This window comes from Arthrobacter sp. P1_D4, from assembly GCF_056406115.1.
In genome coordinates this window covers 1-15,959 of the sequence record NZ_JBFUAU010000002.1, presented here as the reverse complement: position 1 = coordinate 15,959, position 15,959 = coordinate 1, and the positions used below count along the sequence as shown (strand labels likewise).

The 15,959-nt window shown below is 63.9% G+C and carries 16 protein-coding genes; 10 read left to right on the top strand and 6 right to left on the bottom strand.

The features are described from left to right. The first annotated feature begins 107 nt into the window (after window positions 1–107). Together AC1D0A_RS00975 and AC1D0A_RS00970 are read left to right on the top strand one after the other, a co-directional pair. Entirely contained in the window at window positions 108–1,160 is a 1,053-nt protein-coding gene (locus AC1D0A_RS00975) for a homoserine dehydrogenase (RefSeq protein WP_476944992.1), read from the top strand. Next, a complete protein-coding gene (locus tag AC1D0A_RS00970; RefSeq protein ID WP_476944991.1) occupies window positions 1,153–2,565 on the top strand; it encodes an aldehyde dehydrogenase family protein in 1,413 nt (470 codons plus the stop codon). Before AC1D0A_RS00975 ends, AC1D0A_RS00970 begins: the two co-directional genes overlap by 8 nt. A gap of 214 nt (window positions 2,566–2,779) precedes the next feature. On the opposite strand, the gene AC1D0A_RS00965 is transcribed toward AC1D0A_RS00970, so the two are convergent. Further along, window positions 2,780–3,247, bottom strand: a complete 468-nt coding sequence (locus AC1D0A_RS00965) for an Lrp/AsnC family transcriptional regulator (protein ID WP_028277919.1) — start codon at window positions 3,245–3,247, stop codon at window positions 2,780–2,782. 75 nt (window positions 3,248–3,322) lie between these two features. On the opposite strand from AC1D0A_RS00965, the gene AC1D0A_RS00960 reads away from it, so the two are divergent. Then, the gene (locus AC1D0A_RS00960) at window positions 3,323–4,123 is read left to right on the top strand and encodes an HAD hydrolase-like protein (RefSeq protein WP_476944990.1); all 801 of its coding nucleotides are present in this window, start codon (window positions 3,323–3,325) and stop codon (window positions 4,121–4,123) included. Here the strand turns inward: AC1D0A_RS00960 and AC1D0A_RS00955 are convergent. Together AC1D0A_RS00955 and AC1D0A_RS00950 are read right to left on the bottom strand one after the other, a co-directional pair. After that, complete coding sequence (locus tag AC1D0A_RS00955; protein ID WP_476944989.1) at window positions 4,089–5,612, bottom strand: glycoside hydrolase family 43 protein; 1,524 nt, start codon at window positions 5,610–5,612, stop codon at window positions 4,089–4,091. The genes AC1D0A_RS00960 and AC1D0A_RS00955 overlap by 35 nt on opposite strands. 300 nt (window positions 5,613–5,912) lie before the next feature. After that, the gene (locus AC1D0A_RS00950; protein ID WP_028277917.1) at window positions 5,913–6,188 is read right to left on the bottom strand and encodes a hypothetical protein; all 276 of its coding nucleotides are present in this window, start codon (window positions 6,186–6,188) and stop codon (window positions 5,913–5,915) included. A 254-nt stretch (window positions 6,189–6,442) separates the two neighbouring features. Here AC1D0A_RS00950 and AC1D0A_RS00945 point away from each other — a divergent pair, with 254 nt between their 5' ends. Beyond that, window positions 6,443–7,237 (top strand): trimeric intracellular cation channel family protein, encoded by a 795-nt coding sequence (locus AC1D0A_RS00945; protein WP_476944988.1) that lies wholly within the window; start codon window positions 6,443–6,445, stop codon window positions 7,235–7,237. Next, entirely contained in the window at window positions 7,149–8,435 is a 1,287-nt protein-coding gene (locus AC1D0A_RS00940) for an amidohydrolase (RefSeq protein WP_476944987.1), read from the top strand. Before AC1D0A_RS00945 ends, AC1D0A_RS00940 begins: the two co-directional genes overlap by 89 nt. A gap of 364 nt (window positions 8,436–8,799) precedes the next feature. Here AC1D0A_RS00940 and AC1D0A_RS00935 read toward each other — a convergent pair whose 3' ends face one another. Further along, window positions 8,800–9,489 (bottom strand): nucleoside/nucleotide kinase family protein, encoded by a 690-nt coding sequence (locus AC1D0A_RS00935; protein ID WP_476944986.1) that lies wholly within the window; start codon window positions 9,487–9,489, stop codon window positions 8,800–8,802. 907 nt (window positions 9,490–10,396) lie between these two features. Between AC1D0A_RS00935 and AC1D0A_RS00930 the strand changes: the two genes are divergently transcribed. The 5 genes from AC1D0A_RS00930 to AC1D0A_RS00910 all read left to right on the top strand — a co-directional run bounded on the left by AC1D0A_RS00930 (window position 10,397) and on the right by AC1D0A_RS00910 (window position 14,961). Next, window positions 10,397–11,002 carry a helix-turn-helix domain-containing protein gene (locus tag AC1D0A_RS00930; protein WP_476944985.1) on the top strand — a complete coding sequence of 202 codons (606 nt, stop codon included), beginning with the start codon at window positions 10,397–10,399 and terminating at the stop codon, window positions 11,000–11,002. Then, window positions 10,995–11,735 (top strand): B3/B4 domain-containing protein, encoded by a 741-nt coding sequence (locus tag AC1D0A_RS00925; protein ID WP_476944984.1) that lies wholly within the window; start codon window positions 10,995–10,997, stop codon window positions 11,733–11,735. The genes AC1D0A_RS00930 and AC1D0A_RS00925 overlap by 8 nt, the downstream gene beginning before the upstream one ends. A gap of 60 nt (window positions 11,736–11,795) precedes the next feature. Then, window positions 11,796–12,713: an EamA family transporter gene (locus AC1D0A_RS00920; RefSeq protein WP_476944983.1), complete on the top strand. Its 918-nt coding sequence runs from the start codon at window positions 11,796–11,798 to the stop codon at window positions 12,711–12,713. A 147-nt stretch (window positions 12,714–12,860) separates the two neighbouring features. Next, a complete protein-coding gene (locus tag AC1D0A_RS00915; RefSeq protein ID WP_243178465.1) occupies window positions 12,861–13,757 on the top strand; it encodes a dihydrodipicolinate synthase family protein in 897 nt (298 codons plus the stop codon). Continuing rightward, window positions 13,735–14,961: an MFS transporter gene (locus tag AC1D0A_RS00910; RefSeq protein WP_476944982.1), complete on the top strand. Its 1,227-nt coding sequence runs from the start codon at window positions 13,735–13,737 to the stop codon at window positions 14,959–14,961. Before AC1D0A_RS00915 ends, AC1D0A_RS00910 begins: the two co-directional genes overlap by 23 nt. A gap of 241 nt (window positions 14,962–15,202) precedes the next feature. On the opposite strand, the gene AC1D0A_RS00905 is transcribed toward AC1D0A_RS00910, so the two are convergent. Beyond that, on the bottom strand, window positions 15,203–15,595 hold the full coding sequence (locus AC1D0A_RS00905; RefSeq protein ID WP_476944981.1) for a RidA family protein: 393 nt from the start codon (window positions 15,593–15,595) through the stop codon (window positions 15,203–15,205). Window positions 15,596–15,686: 91 nt separating this feature from the next. Further along, on the bottom strand, window positions 15,687–15,959 hold a 273-nt coding region (locus AC1D0A_RS00900; protein ID WP_476944980.1), incomplete at its 5' end, for a hypothetical protein.

Below are 15,959 nucleotides of genomic sequence, written 5' to 3'. Positions count from 1 at the left end.
CACACAGATGGTCAGTTCGCCCGGCTGTTCGGTCACAATGACATGCACTGACGGACATGGAATGCGGTGAGCATTGGAGGACCGATGTATCTGACTTAAGGAGCACCATGACCACCTATGACATTGCGCTGATCGGCTTCGGGGGCGTCAACAGGACGCTGGCCGAACTGGTCGCAACACGCGGTGACACACTTCGTTCCGAGCTGGGCTTCGGCCTGCGTGTCGTGGCCATCACCGACCTGCGTCTCGGCTCGCTGGTCCAGCCCGAGGGGATCGACCTCGGCATCGCACTCAATTTGGACGGTGGAAGCGAAACTTTCGCCGCCCATGGCGGGTCCGCGGACACCAATAACGAATTAGTTATCCGTGACTGCACCGCCGACATCATCTGCGAGGCCACGTTCACGAATCCCGACGACGGCGAGCCAGCAGTTTCGCACGTACGCTGGGCCCTCGAATCCGGCAAGAGCGTTTGCACGACGAACAAGGGCCCGGTTGCCCTCCGCGGCGCCGAACTGACCGCCCTGGCCGAACAGAACGGCGTGCACTTCGAATTCGAGGGTGCCGTCATGAGCGGCACTCCAGTCATCCGCCTGGCCAAGAAAATGTTCGCGGGGCTGAAGCTGAACGGGTTCGAAGGCATCCTCAACGGCACCAGCAACTATGTGCTCGGGCGGATGGAATCCGGACTGGACTTCGAAGAGGCCATCAGCGAGGCAAAGGAACTCGGCTACGCCGAAGCCAATCCCGCAGCCGACATCGAGGGATACGACGTTCAGCTCAAGGTACTGATCCTCGCCAACGAGCTGCTCGACGCAGGCATCGAACTAAAGGACGTTCAGCGGGAGGGGATTTCGACAGTGACGCCGGAGAATATGCAGAAAGCAACCCGCGAGGGACGCCGCTGGAAGCTCGTGGGTTCAGCGCGGCGGAACCCGGACGGGTCAGTGACCGCAGGCGTCTCCCCCGTAGCGCTCCCCCTCGGCCATGGGCTGGCCGGAGTTTCCGGCGCAACCAATGCCGTGTCCTTCGACACCGACCTTCTGGGCCCCGTAACCGTCTCCGGACCGGGAGCCGGCCGTGTGGAGACCGCCTACGCCCTGCTCTCTGACATCATCGCAATGCACGCAGCCAGCAAGGAAGTAGCCGCAAATGTCTGAATCAACGCTGTGCTCGACGGAAACGGCGCTGCCGCAGTTCCGCGACGTGATGAGCCCCTACGACGGCAGAGTGGTCGGCGCGGTTTCGCTGACCGAAGCCACCGCCGGCAATGCCGTGATCGAAACGGCCCGCGTCGGCGCCCGGAAGGCACGGGCTCTGTCCCGCAACGCACGCGGGAAGATACTGGACGGCGCCGCAACGGAGATCGAGCAGCGCAACGAGGAGTTCGCGCAAACAATTGTGTCCGAGGCCGGTAAAACGATCCGCCAGGCGCGGAAGGAAGTACTGCGCGCGGTCAACACGCTCCGCCTCTCGGCTGCCGAAGCACGCCGGAACGCCGGTGAAGTCATACCCTTTGACTCCTACGAGGGCTCAGAGGACCGCACAGGATGGTACTCCCGCGAACCACTGGGCATCATTGCCGCGATCACTCCTTTCAACGACCCCCTCAACCTGGTGGCACACAAGATCGGCCCGGCAATCGCCGGAGGAAACGCCGTGATCCTCAAACCCTCTGCGCTGACTCCCCTGTCAGCCCAGCTGCTCACGGACGCCCTCGTGAGCTCCGGCCTCCCGCCGGAAGCCCTCACGATTGTTCACGGCGACCGGGAAGTGGCCGAAAAAATCATTCGGTCCCGGGACGTACGAATGGTGTCCTTCACCGGGGGGTTCTCCACTGGGGAGAGTATCGCCCGCACGGCAGGCCTGAAGAAGCTTTCCATGGATCTCGGCGGAAACGCACCCGTGATCGTCCTGGACGATGCCCACATCGAGAAAGCCGTGGAATCCTGCGTCTCCGGAGCGTTTTGGGCCGCCGGCCAGAACTGCGTGGGGGTGCAGCGGATCCTCGTGGCCGCCCCCGTGTACGGCGCGTTCCGCCAGCGCTTCCTGGAGGCAACGGCGCGGTTGGTTGCCGGAGATCCATCGGATGAACAGACGGATGTCGGACCCATGATCAGCCCCACAGCATTGCAGGAGCTCCAGTCCAAACTGGACCTGGCCCTCGGCGCCGGCGCCGTCCTGCTCTCAGGCAACGTCACGGACGGCAATGTGCTTCAGCCGACCGTCCTGGAAGCCGTCCCGGCGGACAGCAGCCTTTGGAGGGAAGAGGTTTTCGGCCCTGTGGTCATGCTTCGTAAATTCAACACCTTCGAAGAGGCCATCGACGTCGCCAATGCCATCGAGTTCAGTCTTCATGCGGGCATATTCACCGACTCCCTGGCCAGGGCCATGGATGCGGCCCGCCAGCTCGAAGCAGGCGGCGTCATGATCAATGATTCCTCTGATTACCGGTTCGACGGCATGCCATTCGGCGGGGCTAAGTACGGGAGCATGGGCAGGGAGGGCGTCCATTTCGCGTATGAGGAGATGACCCAGCCCAAAGTCATCTGCATCAAGAACTGATCGAACTGGAGGGGCGCCGCCGAGGGCCTGCGCCCCTCCAGTTCCTCCGAGCAGCCGGCACAAAACTGCGCACCAAGAAAGCCTTCCAGGACGGATCAACCATTCTGGACATCGTCACCAGAAAGAACCTTTGGATCGGGACGCAGCTCGGTCACTGCTGGACTCCGCCGTGCTGCCTGTCAGAAATCCAAACATGACCGGAGTCTGATCACTTTCACTCCGTGGCGCGGGCACCTCCGGCGCCCCGCCTGATGAAACTGGAAAGCGTCATGGCCGTCACCGTGTCCGTGACTCCGGGAATAGCAGCGATCTGCTCCCAGATCTCCTGAACCCTCTCCAGCGACCGGGCCTCGACCCTCACCAGAAGATCAAAGTCACCGCTCACGACATCGCACAGAACCACCTCGGGAATCGACCGCAACACGGAGATGACGTCCGCCCCCCGCACCCGGTCCTTCCTGTAAACCATCAGGAAGGCGGACACCGGGCCCTGGCCCGGAGGGCCGGCAACAATCGTGTACCCCTGGATATACCCTTGCCGTTCCATCCGCTCGATCCGCTGGCGCACAGCGTTCCTCGAAAGGAGGACTTTGGTCGCCAGCTCTGCATGGCTCATGCGAGCGTTCTTCGTAAGCTCCGCAAGAATCCTCTGATCAATCTGATCAAGACTCACTCGATCCATGCCTGCCCTTCACAGCAATAATCCCCCGGACTCAACCGGAACGGAAACAACTTCAAGACCGAAAGCCTCGAAAAAATGACACTTCATCAAGCCCGGCCGTCTCTCACTGGCATTAGCTGCATCTTGTTCGACATGGACGGCACGCTCCTGGATTCAGCACCGGGCGTTACAACAAGTGCTGCACAGGCATTGGCAGCTGTGGGCGCGCCGGTCCCCAGCATGGACATACTGCGCCGATTCGTTGGTCCGCCCATGATCGAGTCCTTCAGATCAGTCTCACAACTGGACGAAAAGACGGCCCAAAAGGCCCTCCAACATTATCGCAAAGCGTACGCCGATCATGGCGCCGAACAGTCCAGCCCCTACGAAGGGATCATCGATCTACTCGAATGCCTACATTCGGCCGGCATTCCGATGGCCGTAGCCACATCCAAGGTTGAAGATCAAGCAATAAGACTGGCACGAATGTTCGGAATTGATTGCCACTTCATCACCGTATGCGGAGCGTCAGATAGCGAGGGAAGAGCGAGCAAGGCAGACGTCATCACCGAATTGCTGCTTCGGCTCCATTCCAAAGGCGTAGACATCTCCAGTCCCGCAATGGTCGGAGACCGAAGCTACGACGTCGCGGGAGCAGCTATACACGGAATCCCCACAATATTCGCACTCTGGGGATACGGGGAGGCCGAGGAAGCCTCGCAGGCCGCCGCCGTTGCCGCTTCCCCTGCGGCCCTTCTGCCACTGATCCTGGAGAACCGCCGGCGGTCGCACTGGCTGGGAGAGCGCAATCGTGCCTTAAATGGGGCCGGAGACTCTCAGGGATGGACGAACTCGAGCGGCGCTAATCGTGATGGTTGTATTCGAACCGTTCGATGATAATGCTGCCGCTGGTTGCCGCCAGTCCGACAACGCGGCCGGTGAACCCGCCGGCGACCTCTGTGGACAGATACCGGCCATCCATCCGCGCGAGCGTCGTCAGCTCGCCGTGCTCTCGAAAGCCCAATGTGACTTCGTCCGGCCCAGTATTTATGCCCGGTTGGCCCGCCAAGGGTGAGTCGTTGCATGCGATTTCCAGCTGAAATGGTCCAGGGGCTGGGTCGATTTCCGCTGTCGCTACCACCTGTTGAAGGGGTCCGATCTGGGCCACGACCCGGATTTGGCGTCCGGAGGCTTCGATGCCATACCAATGGAAGTCGTCCATCCTCAGGAGGAACCTGACCGCCTCGTCACCCGAGAGTAGAACTGACGCGCGTGCATCCCAAACGTGTCCGAGGACCCTGGTTGCCAAGATGGGAACGTTGCCAGTCTGGCTCTGCCTGATAAGGAGACCTTCGGGGGTTTCGGCCGTAAACGAAGCCGGGTCCTGGCCGGGTGAAATCCACCGCGGGTGAAGGCTGTCTGAAGAGAAATCGTCAATAAACGAAGACCCGACGACGGGAACCTGATAACGGTCCTCATCGAACCGCGGCCAACCCTGGTCCCAGGAGATACCCGCAACATAAGTTTCTCGACCCAGGACGTGAAAGCCAGGAACAACGCCTCGGGGACGAACACCGAGGTAGACCGCGGCCCAATCACCATCGACCGTTTCGACCAGGTCCGCGTGGCCGACACTCTGGACGGGCGCCGCCATGCTGCGATGACTGAGGATGGGGTTGTTCGGATGCGGTTCGAAAGGACCTGCGGGCCTGCTGCCACGGCTGACAGAGACGGCATGACCGCGTTCCGTGCCGCCTTCGGCCAAAACCAGATACCAGCAGCCGCCCGCCTCATACAGGTGCGGCCCCTCCGGGTAGGCCAACCCTGTTCCCTGCCACACCTTCCTGGGAGATTCCAAGAGGCGGCCAGCGTCGGGATCCAGCCGCGCCTGGACGATACCGGACTCATTCTCGCCGGGGCCGAACCCCACCCAGGTGAGGTAACAACTTCCGTCGCTGTCCCACGCGATATCCGGGTCGATGCCCAGCGTTCCCGGTATCTGTACTGGGTCGCTCCACGGGCCGGCAGCGTCCTTGGACCGCAACAGCAAATGACCGCCACCGAAGTCGCTCATGTTCGTGGTGACGAACCAGAATTCACCGTTGTGATGCCTGAGCGTTGAGCCGAAGATCCCGCCTGAAGGACGCCCGTCCCCAACAGCGAACTGGCTCCGCCGGGTGAGGATGTTCCCGATCTGATCCCAAGTTACGAGGTCCCGGCTGTGGAAGATCGGCGCTCCGGGGAAGTACTCAAAGCTCGACGTTGCCAGGAAATAGTCGAAGCCGACCCGACAGATTGTGGGGTCAGGGTGGAAACCCGGAATAACCGGTGTGATGGCTGCGGGAGATGTTACTTGCCGAACCTGCTCGACTGCAATGTCAACCAATGGGGCTCCGTCCGTTGCTGGCATTGACTACCCGGTCTGCGGGAGTAGAGGAATTTCAACCCTAGGATGTCCCACCTTGCAGTCCCACCTGGACTTTCACTGGTTGGAACACCTTCCCTGCCTCACACCCGCATCACAGCCGGGGACGCCACGTCATTCAGCGCTGCCGCTGCATGGTCCAGAGCGTTGCACTAATTGGCCACGATGCCTTCAAGGGGCGCGACGGTACGTGCCCGGCTGCCCTTCGATCACATGGAAACGCCCCGGACCAGCGTGGTCCGGGGCTTGCGTGGGCGTCTGCTAGCGTCCGATGCAGACGGTGAGATCCAAATAAATATCGTTATCAGCGACAAAGCGATCCTGGAGGTAGCGGGCGAGGCTCGCGTCCGTAGCGGTGTGAACGCTTTGAGCGATCGCTCCTCGCAGCAGCGCCTGGGTGTCGGTGGATTTGACGACATCCAGCGGCGCCCACCCGCGATGACCGCCGGTAAGACGTTCTATGTCCGTACGGAATGAGCGCTTGTGGTCGTCGCGGACAGTAGCGCGCATGGTGAACGGGATAAAGGGAGTGGGCAATGAGGTCCTTTCACGAGGCAGCCGGTTGTCGATGCCCCGGTTAGAACAAGACCGCCGCAGCCCCCGCTATTCCCCCGAAGCAGCCAAGGAGTCCAGCATCACGGCGCCTGGATGGCACCTCCGCTATCGGCCATGGGCCACTCTGCAGGGCGGGAGCTGATAGCGGATCTTATGTAAGCTTCCACCAATTTGGTCTGTACTCGGGCATACGAAATTCCAACCGCTTTAGGTCAACTTCGGGAGCGAGGAGACTGATGGCCAAAGACGGAGCCGCCGCTCAGGGCGCGAAAGCGCTCCCTAAGAAAGCGCCGGTGGGCCTGCTGGCCGCGCGGCGGGCCTTTGACATAGTGGGCTCGCTCTTGCTGGGGTCGCTGACCGGGCTCGGCGGCGGCGTGGTGCGGGACCTGATCATCGGCGTTACCCCGACGCCTTTCACCCAGCCGGTGTACCTGGTTCCGCCGGTGGCCGCTGCACTGCTGGTCTACTTTTTCGCACGCCGTGTCCAGCGGTTCCCGCGGACACTGCTGGTCTTTGACGCCGGCGGCCTGGCACTGTTCTGTACCACCGGAGCAGTCACGGCCCTGGACGCGGGCATGAACCCCGTTTCGGCCGCCCTGCTGGGCGTCACCACCGGGGTCGGCGGGGGGTTGCTGCGTGACGTCGTCGCCAACCGGGACCCGCAGCTCTTCAACCCCCGGGACGTCTACGCCGTCCCGGCCCTACTGGGAGTTGCCCTGATCACAGCCCTGTGGCAGCTGAGCCTGTTCAACGCCGTGACGGAACTCTGCGTCGCGGCCGTGGTCTCACCCTGCGGGTGCTCTCCCTGCACTTGCGGTGGCGGGTTCCACACGCTGCCCGGTCCCGGCACGGCGCGCGACCGGGCAAGACCTAGCAGGTGGGACCGGCCCGGCGTAGGTTGGGGGCAGGGCAGGACGCTCGAGCCGGACGAAAGGAGACCTTGTGGCCGCGACCGAACAGATATTGCAACACTACGAGTCAATCCGCCCGGAACAGGAGGACTTCTACAAGGACCTCCACCAAAACCCTGAGCTCTCACACCAAGAACACCGCACCGCCGCCAACGTGGCGCGGAGCATGAGTTCCTACGGCTTCCAAACGGAGACCGGTATCGGGGGAACAGGAGTCACTGCGGTGCTGCAAAACGGCAACGGGCCAACAGTTTTACTCCGGGCCGACATGGACGCGCTGCCCCTGCAGGAACGGACCGGCGCAGACTACGCAAGCACCATCACAGCCCAGGACCAGGGCGGGGACCGTGTGCCCGTCATGCACGCCTGCGGACACGACGTTCACGTCGCATGCCTGCTGGGCGCCTCCAGACTGCTCGCCGAGCACCAGGACAAGTGGCGAGGCACGCTCGTTGCCATGTTCCAGCCAGCCGAGGAAACCGGCGACGGCGCCCGCGGCATGCTCGCCGACGCTCTCCTTGATCGCATCCCCCCGCCCGACGTCGCACTCGCCCAGCACGTGCTGCCCGGAGTCTCGGGCCACGTCGCCACCCGGTCCGGTCCGGTCTTATCCAGCGCCGACAGCCTCCGCATTACAGTCCACGGCCGCGGCGGCCACGGCTCAATGCCGCAGAACACTATTGATCCTGTCGTGCTGGCCGCCATGATCGTCCTTCGCCTGCAGGCAATCATTTCCCGCGAAACCCCGCCCACCGAACCTGCCGTCCTCACCGTCGGGAGCCTTCACGCCGGAACCAAGAGCAACATCATCCCCGACCAGGCGGTCATGGAACTGAACCTGCGCACCTACACCGACGCCACCCGGCAGCGGATTCTCGACTCTGTCCGACGTGCCGTCCAAGCCGAGTGCGCCGCCAGCGGCTCCCCCAAAGAACCGGACTTCGAAACCTTCGACAGTTTTCCGCTCACCGTCAACGACGAGGCAACAACCGCTCGGGTAGCCGGGGCCTTCAGCACCTACTTCGGCGACCGGGCCGGCAGCCTCGAGCTCCAGACCGCCAGCGAGGACTTTAGCGATATTCCGCGGACCGGCAACATCCCCTACACCTACTGGGGCATCGGCGGAACGGACCCGAAGACCTACAGGGCTGCCGTACGGGACGGCCGGGTGCTGGAGGACGTTCCGGCCAACCACTCGCCGATGTTCCTACCCGTCCTCCAGCCGACCCTGCAGACCGGGACCGAAGCCCTCGTCGCCGCAGCCCTGGCCTGGCTGGGCCTGGATAATTCACCACCGGCCAACGCGACGGCCTCCTAATCAGACGAGGACGGGACAGCCGCGTCCGTGGCAGATGTTGCGTATTCAATAAACCGTCCAATCCCCCGTCGGCCCTGACAGCAAAACCCAAAACACCAGCACCAACCCCGTGCACAGAACTGGGGCTTGCCTGCATTTCGCAAGACGGGAGGAATGCGTTCACAACACCGGAAGTCTGTCACTACCGCAGTCTGTGAGTCTGCCTACGCCGCCGATAGCCGTGACAATGACAAGCCGCCGCTCAGAAGGGGCTACGAAGGCACGTTAGGGTGGGCACTCATCAAAGAAACTCGGGGGCATTTTGTGTTCCAGGCAGTGAGTAACGCCGCAGTCCCGCTGAAGCCGCGGCTGGGTTTCTGGCCGCTTACTCGCGGCCGGGCGCCGAGACGGTCGCGGGTGTGTGTTCGATGACGAGTGTGCTGCGTTGGCTTCCTGGTGCTACCAGGCGGGCATTGCGTTCGTCATTCCCGGTTGCGCGCCATTCCGCGACGGCGGCGTCCTTGTCGAACTTCAGGTGCCGGGCGGTGAGCCGGCGCAGGCGTTCGCCCTGTTCGAGTTCCACGAACCAGGTTTCATCCAGGAGGGCTGCGACCTCGTTCCATGGGGCCTCGTCAAGAAGCAGGTAGTTGCCCTCGGTGATGATCAGGCGTGTTTCCGGCGGGACGGCGAGGGCCCCGGCGATCGCGTCGTTGACTTCACGGCGGAACACCGGTGCGAAGATCTCCCGCGAGGTCTCTGAGCCTAGCCGGCGGAGCAACGCGACGTACCCGGCACCGTCGAAGGTGTCCGGAGCGCCCTTGCGGTGCTCCAGCCCGCGGGACTCGAGCAGCGACTGCGCCAGGTGATATCCGTCCATGGGGACCAGGGCGACCTGCCCGGGATGGTTGGTGAGCAGGTGCTCCAGCAGCCATACGGAGATGGTGGATTTTCCGGCACCGGGCGCCCCGGCTATTCCGAGCAGGCACCGTCGTCGCCGCTGGAGCAGCGCTTCAGCCCGGGCGAGGAGCTGCTGCTGGCCTGATTCGTCCCAGCGCAGGTATGGAGGGGTGTTCATCGCTTCTCCTTTCCGGCTCTCGCCTGGACCAGGGCAGGAGGTTGACCGGTGTTCTACGGCATCACGTTACATTGGCGTGGACACGGTCCACACAACCTTTGCCGGACAAACGCCCGCCCACCTCTCTCCGGCCAAGAAAAGGAACGAATCGAGGACCAGAAAATCTCCCAGAAACTTCCCTCAGGTCATGCCGTCACCACAACTCCAGGAGATGAACAGGTACAAGGCCAACCACGCCCGACACAAACAGCAAGAAGGGAGGCCCGAATGGCCCCAAGACGCAGCAGGTCATGCAGTTCCAAGCGCTCCCGGCCATGAAGGAGTACGCAGCCACACCGCTGTCCAAGCCAAGAGAAGGAACCGCCAGACCAGCCGCCACCAACAAAAATGGGCCCCCGCAGGGGCCCATAAAAGGAGATTGGTACACATTCAGAGGACCACAAGCCCCTGAACAGGGAAAACACGTGCCCGAGGTGGGACTCGAACCGGCTTCCAGCCCTTGAATTTCCGCCACTCCCCCGCAAACATCGCCAATCCGGCCCAGTCCGGAACCGGTACGACCCGATCCGAAGCCCAAAGTGTGTAATTTTGTTCACACCGCAAATTGGCCAGTTCAGAGCGTTGCGGACCCACTCCCCATGAGGAGATTAGGAATCAGCCGACCCGGCTTAGCGCTGGGGGCATCGGCGCCTAGTCTCGAAAAACTGTTGTTTTCCAAGACAGCAGCGGATGCGGTCATTGTCGTGTTTCTCACTGGAGATCGTCTACGAGAGTCCTGCACGGCTTGGTCCTGATTGGCGGCATGAGGTGCGCCGTCGAAGCTCAAGAGGGTCTTTTGGCCACTCGTTGACGGCGGCCTAACGACGGGCAGTCATTCAGTGCACTGAAAGTGCAGTATGATGCACTTATGGATGAAAGTACAACGAGCTTGGCGCTGGCAATCGGCGCCCGAGTTAAGCAGGAGAGGCAGTCGCGGGGCTGGACGCTTGATCAGCTGGCGGAGTCTGCAGGGGTAAGCCGCAGGATGGTCGTCAATGTGGAGCAGGGTGCCGCGAATCCCAGCGTGGGAACTCTGCTGAGGATCAGCGACGCGCTGGGTGTGGGGCTGCCGGCGATGGTCGAGCCACCTCGCCCGAAGCCGGTGAAGGTCACGCGCAGTGGTGAGGGCGCTGCTTTGTGGAGCGGTGAGTCCGGCGGCCACGGGGTGTTGGTGGCCGGCACCGAACCGCCGGACGTGGTTGAACTGTGGGATTGGACGCTGGGTCCCGGCGACCGTCATGTGAGCGAGGCCCACACGTCGGGCACCAAGGAGCTTTTGCAGGTCCAGCAGGGCACGGTCACGGTGGAGGTCGCAGGTCAATTACTCACCCTCGATGAGGGCGATGCGGTGACGTTCCCGGGCGACGTGGCACACTCTTACGCCAATCCGGGCACGGAGCCGGCGAGGTTCTCCCTGGCTGTCTTCGAGCCGGGAGTGGGGACAGGTCACCGGCCGGAGGCGTCCGATGCTTGAGTCGGGCATGCTTCAGGAATTCCTTGACGGCGGCCGGGTTGACGCCGCCGTGTTCGCGCTGCGGCCCGACTACCGGGCCTTGTTGCTGGCCGTTGACGGACTCGTCCCTGGCCCGAGTGACCAGGCCGGTGAGGAGATGCTCCAGGCGGCGGAATCCGCAGCCCGCGAGTTGCTCAACGGCCGGCCGGTTGAGCAGCTCCCGCACGTGGCTGCGTGGCGCGAGGCTTATCAGGGCTTCGGCGCCAAACCGAACCGCACGCGCAACAGCCTGGAGGCGCTCCTGCGCCGGGCGATGTTCGGGTTGCCCCGGGTGAACCGTCTCACTGACCTCTATAACGCCGTTTCGGTGCTCCACCAGGTCCCGCTGGGTGGGGAGGATCTGACCCGCTACAGCGGTGCGCCGCGGCTGGTTCGCGCCACCGGCACGGAAGCCTTTGATACCGCCGCCGACGGCGCCGCGGTGATCGAGCACCCGGAACCCGGCGAGGTGGTGTGGTGCGACGACGGCGGAGTGACCTGCCGGCGCTGGAACTGGCGCCAGGCACGCCGCACTCAGCTCGGCGAGGAGACCACCTCCGCGCTGTTCATCCTCGACGCGCTCGAACCCATGACCGATGAGGCGCTCCACGCCGCAGCCGAGGACCTGATCGCCCGGCTGACCCTACTGGGTCCAGACGTCGGCGTTGCCCGCCGCCTGATAGCCGCGGGCACGCCAGCCAACGAAGGAGACTGACATGCTCGTCCACTCCCGGATACGAGCGATCGGTGACCGGCAGGCCCGAAGGGGCCAGCCGTGAGCCGGCGCGTCCCCAAGAATATCCCCGTTCCGCCGTGGGGGCTGGCCGTGGCGGCCATGCTCTCAGTCCAGCTGAGTTCGGCACTGTCAGTGGATCTGATCGCGGCGGTGGGGCCGGCCGGAACTGCCTGGCTCAGACTCAGTGTGGGGGCGCTCGTCTTCCTGGCCGTTGCCCGCCCTCCATTGCGCGCGCTACGCCGCCCCGACGTCCCCGTGCTTCTGGGGCTGGGTGTCGCCACCGGACTGATGACCATCGCGTTTCTCGCCTCCATCGAACGTATCCCGCTCGGCACCGCCGTCGCGATCGAGTTCCTCGGTCCACTGACTGTCGCCGCGGTGCGCAGCCACAGCGCACGGGCGCTTATCTGGCCAGCCCTGGCGCTGCTGGGCGTCGTCCTTCTGACCGAACCTTGGGCTGGTGAGATCAACCTCGCCGGTATCGGGTTGGCAGGGCTCGCGGCCGTCGGGTGGGCCGTCTACATCGTGCTTACACAACGGATCGGCGACCGCTTCACGGGCATCGGTGCGCTTTCACTCACCGTTCCCGTCGCAGCTGCCACGGCAGCGGTCGTCGGCATCCCACAGTCCGCCGGACATCTCAACCTCGGTGTCCTCTCTGTCGCTTTCGGACTGGCCGTCCTGATGCCGGTGCTGCCAATGGCGCTTGAGATGCTCGCCCTGCGCCGGATGACGCCCACCGCGTTCGGTACCCTGATGGCCCTCGAACCGGCAATCGGGGTGCTCCTCGGGCTGCTCGTGCTGCACCAGCAGCCCTCGCTCACCCAATTCGGGGGCATCACGCTCGTCGTCCTCGCCGGGGCCGCCGCGCAACGCGGTGGCCGACGGCAACCGCACACCCGCGAGCCCGCCGCCGCCCGCACCGACCCTGACCTCATCAGCCAAGGACCGAAGTAGGCCGCAGTCCTCCAACTAGGCGCGTCCGCCAGAACTGTCGCTGCGCGGGAAATACCTGCTGACAGGTGACCCGCAGCTCAGCCCGCCCAGCCGCGGCAGGTGGCTCAGACTTTGCTTCCCCGTTATTCAAACAAAGGAGTTATACCCATGTTCACCGGCTTGAGTGCCTTCCCCCTGACCCCTCTGGCAGATGATGCTGTTGACGAGCATGCCTTCGTTCGTCTGATCGAACGGCTCTCGGAGGCGAAGGTTGACTCCATTACCGCGCTCGGATCCACCGGCTCCTACGCGTATCTGAGCAGTGAGGAACGAAGCCGTGTGGCCCGTCTTGCTGTCGAGCACGCCGACGAAACACCCGTGTTCATTGGTGTCGGGGCCTTGCGGACCTCCCACGTCCTCGCGAACGCTGAAAGGGCAGAACAGGCGGGAGCTTCCGGGCTCCTGCTGGCTCCCATGACCTATCAACCCCTCACCGACGATGACGTGTTCGAACTCTTCCAAACCGTCACCGCGAACTCGTCGCTGCCCGTCATCGTCTATGACAATCCGGGCACCACCCACTTCACCTTCACGACCGAACTGTACGGACGCATCGCGGAACTGACCGGAATCGCTTCCATCAAAATCCCCGGCGTGCCGGCCGATCCGGAGCAGGCGCACGCGCGGGTGCAGGAAATCCGGGCGGCCGTCCCTGCGCACGTGACCATCGGAGTTTCCGGTGACGCCAAGGCCGCCGCCGGACTGGCTGCCGGGTGCGATGCCTGGTACTCCGTCATTGGCGGCACTTTGCCCGCCCCGGCGATGCGGATCACCCAGGCCGCCCTGGAAGGGCGGGCCTCCAATGCGTTCGCGGAGTCCGAACGGCTGGCACCGTTGTGGCAGTTATTTGCCGAGTTTGGCGGGAGTATCCGGGTTGTTGCGGCAATAGCGGAACAGCTGGGACTGGCATCGCAATCGTGCCTGCCTCTTCCCCTCCAAGGATTGACCGCGAAGCAGCGTGCCCGTGTTGGCAGGATTGTCGATGAGCTCGGGCTTAACCCGTAGCGCTGGCCTCGGCGTTCCCTGCAGGGAGGACCGCCGGATCGGTGCGCTGGCCCGCTACGTCTTCGCCGCAACCCTGGTTCGCAGCGCAGACGGGGGCGCAGTGGTCGCCATTGTGCTGCTCGCCCACGCCTGCGGGATGCCGGGCTGGCTGGCCGGGCTCCTGGGAGCATCAATCACCGCACCCCACCTGCTCGGCCCGTTCATCGCACGACGCCTCGATACAGCACGTGACGGACGCAAAGTGATCGCGTGCTCCGCCGTCATCCACGGGGTGCTGCTCGGTGCTGCTGCACTGCTCCTGCCCGTCGCCTGGGCGATCTGGCCAGCCATGCTGCTCTTTGCCTCGGGCATCTTCGGGCCGATGCTCACCGGCGGGATCAGCAGCCGCCTGCCCTCTATCGCCGGCCCCGGGCAGCGCAGCCAACGCAGAGCACAAAGCTGGGACGTCGCAAGCTACGGGATCAGCGGCACCCTCGGCCCGGCAGCAGTGGCATGGATCGCGGCCGCATCCGACGCACTCACCGCGACACTGGTCCTGGCCGGAGCCGCCGTCGTTGGTGCTGGAGCCGTCCTCGCACTCCCCAAGCAAGAGCCGCCCGACAAGGCCGTTGAGGTGCCRTCMCCCGGWCGAACACTGCGCCTCATCTGGGCACGTGGTCCGCTGCGCCGCACACTCGGACTCACCGTGACCGTCGCATTCTCTGTCGCCGCGCTACCGATCTACGCCGTTGCMACWGCTCCCGCGTTCGGCGGSGCCKCRGCCGCCGGAACACTGGTCGCRGCMTAYGGGATAGGGAATCTCCTCGGATCAGCAGCGCTCATGCTCCGGCCCCTTCGCCGCGACGCAGACCCTCTCATGAGCTCCCTCGCCGCACTCGTCGCGGCAACGCTGATACTSGTGATGCTYACTCCGACRCTYCCCACATCCCTCATTGCCTTCGGCCTGGCAGGGATCGCCAACGCGACGTTCTTCGCGGCAACACTCGCCGCGCGAAGCGAATACGCACCCATCGAGGCCCGCGGCCAARTCTTCATCTGGGTAGGCGCACTCAAGATCGCWGCAGGATCAGCCGGRACAGCCGTCGCGGGTGCAACCATCGCACAAACGGTCTGGGCACCRCTTCTGCTGGCGACAGCCCTCACAGCAATTGCCGCGACCACCAGCATCATCGAGCGCTCCCGTCCACGCTTGTCCAAGCACTAGCCCGCCTGAATTCMACAACACCCTCGCGCGGACCGGCAGCACGCCGCGGCGAGTGCACCAGAGGCACGCCAAAAACGCMGCCAAAACAACGCCAAATAGCTCCGCGATTCACACGGTTATTTTGTGGATCGCAGCGCTATTTGGCAGTAAATTCGCAGGCCTTAGTTGCCGATGAGTAGGGCTTCTCTGGCTGTGTCGATGATCTCGGGAGTGAGCGAATCGAGGTGGTCGTGCGTTTGGATCACCCCACGCGGCGCATCGCCTGCAGTTCGATCTCGACGCGCGCCCTGAGCGGGAGCCCGGCGACGGCGACCGTCGTGCGCGCGGGGTACTGGCCGTCGAAGTACCTCGCGTACACGGCGTTCATCGCTGCGAAGTCGTCCATGTCGACGAGGAAGACGTTGACTTTGACGACATCGCGCCAGCTGCTGCCGGCCGCCTCGAGGACGAGGCCAAGGTTGTCGAAGACGCGTGCGGTATGCTCCTCGATGCCACCGCCGACCAGCTGCCCGGTCGCCGGATCGATGGGCGTCTGCCCCGAAAGGAACAGCAGACCATTCGGTATACCGCACGCTTGGGAGTAGGGGCCCACGGGCGCCGGGGCGCTCTCGGCCATCACATAGGTCGGTTCCATCGCTGAGGTCCTCTCCGTCGGACGACGCGCGCTGCCGGAGCGTACCGGCCGGCGACCTGGTATCACGGCAGTCCGCTCGCTGATTTTCAGTCTACTGCCGGCACGGCTGCGGTGAGCTCTCAGCCGTCCGGCACCTGCTCGGGAYTTCTTGCGGCAGGTCCCGTTCCACAGTTACTCCGTAGGGAACATCAGCGCTGAGGTTCACTGTGTACATATCAGGTCCGTGGCGGGTGACGAGAATGCCCTGCCATCCTTCTGTCATCGAGTGGTCGCGGGCCATCTCTACAGCCGTGTTGATACTGTCTTCGATTTCTGTCGGGGATAGGCCTGTGATGTGGAAGTAGCGGTCGGCCTCGATCGTGAT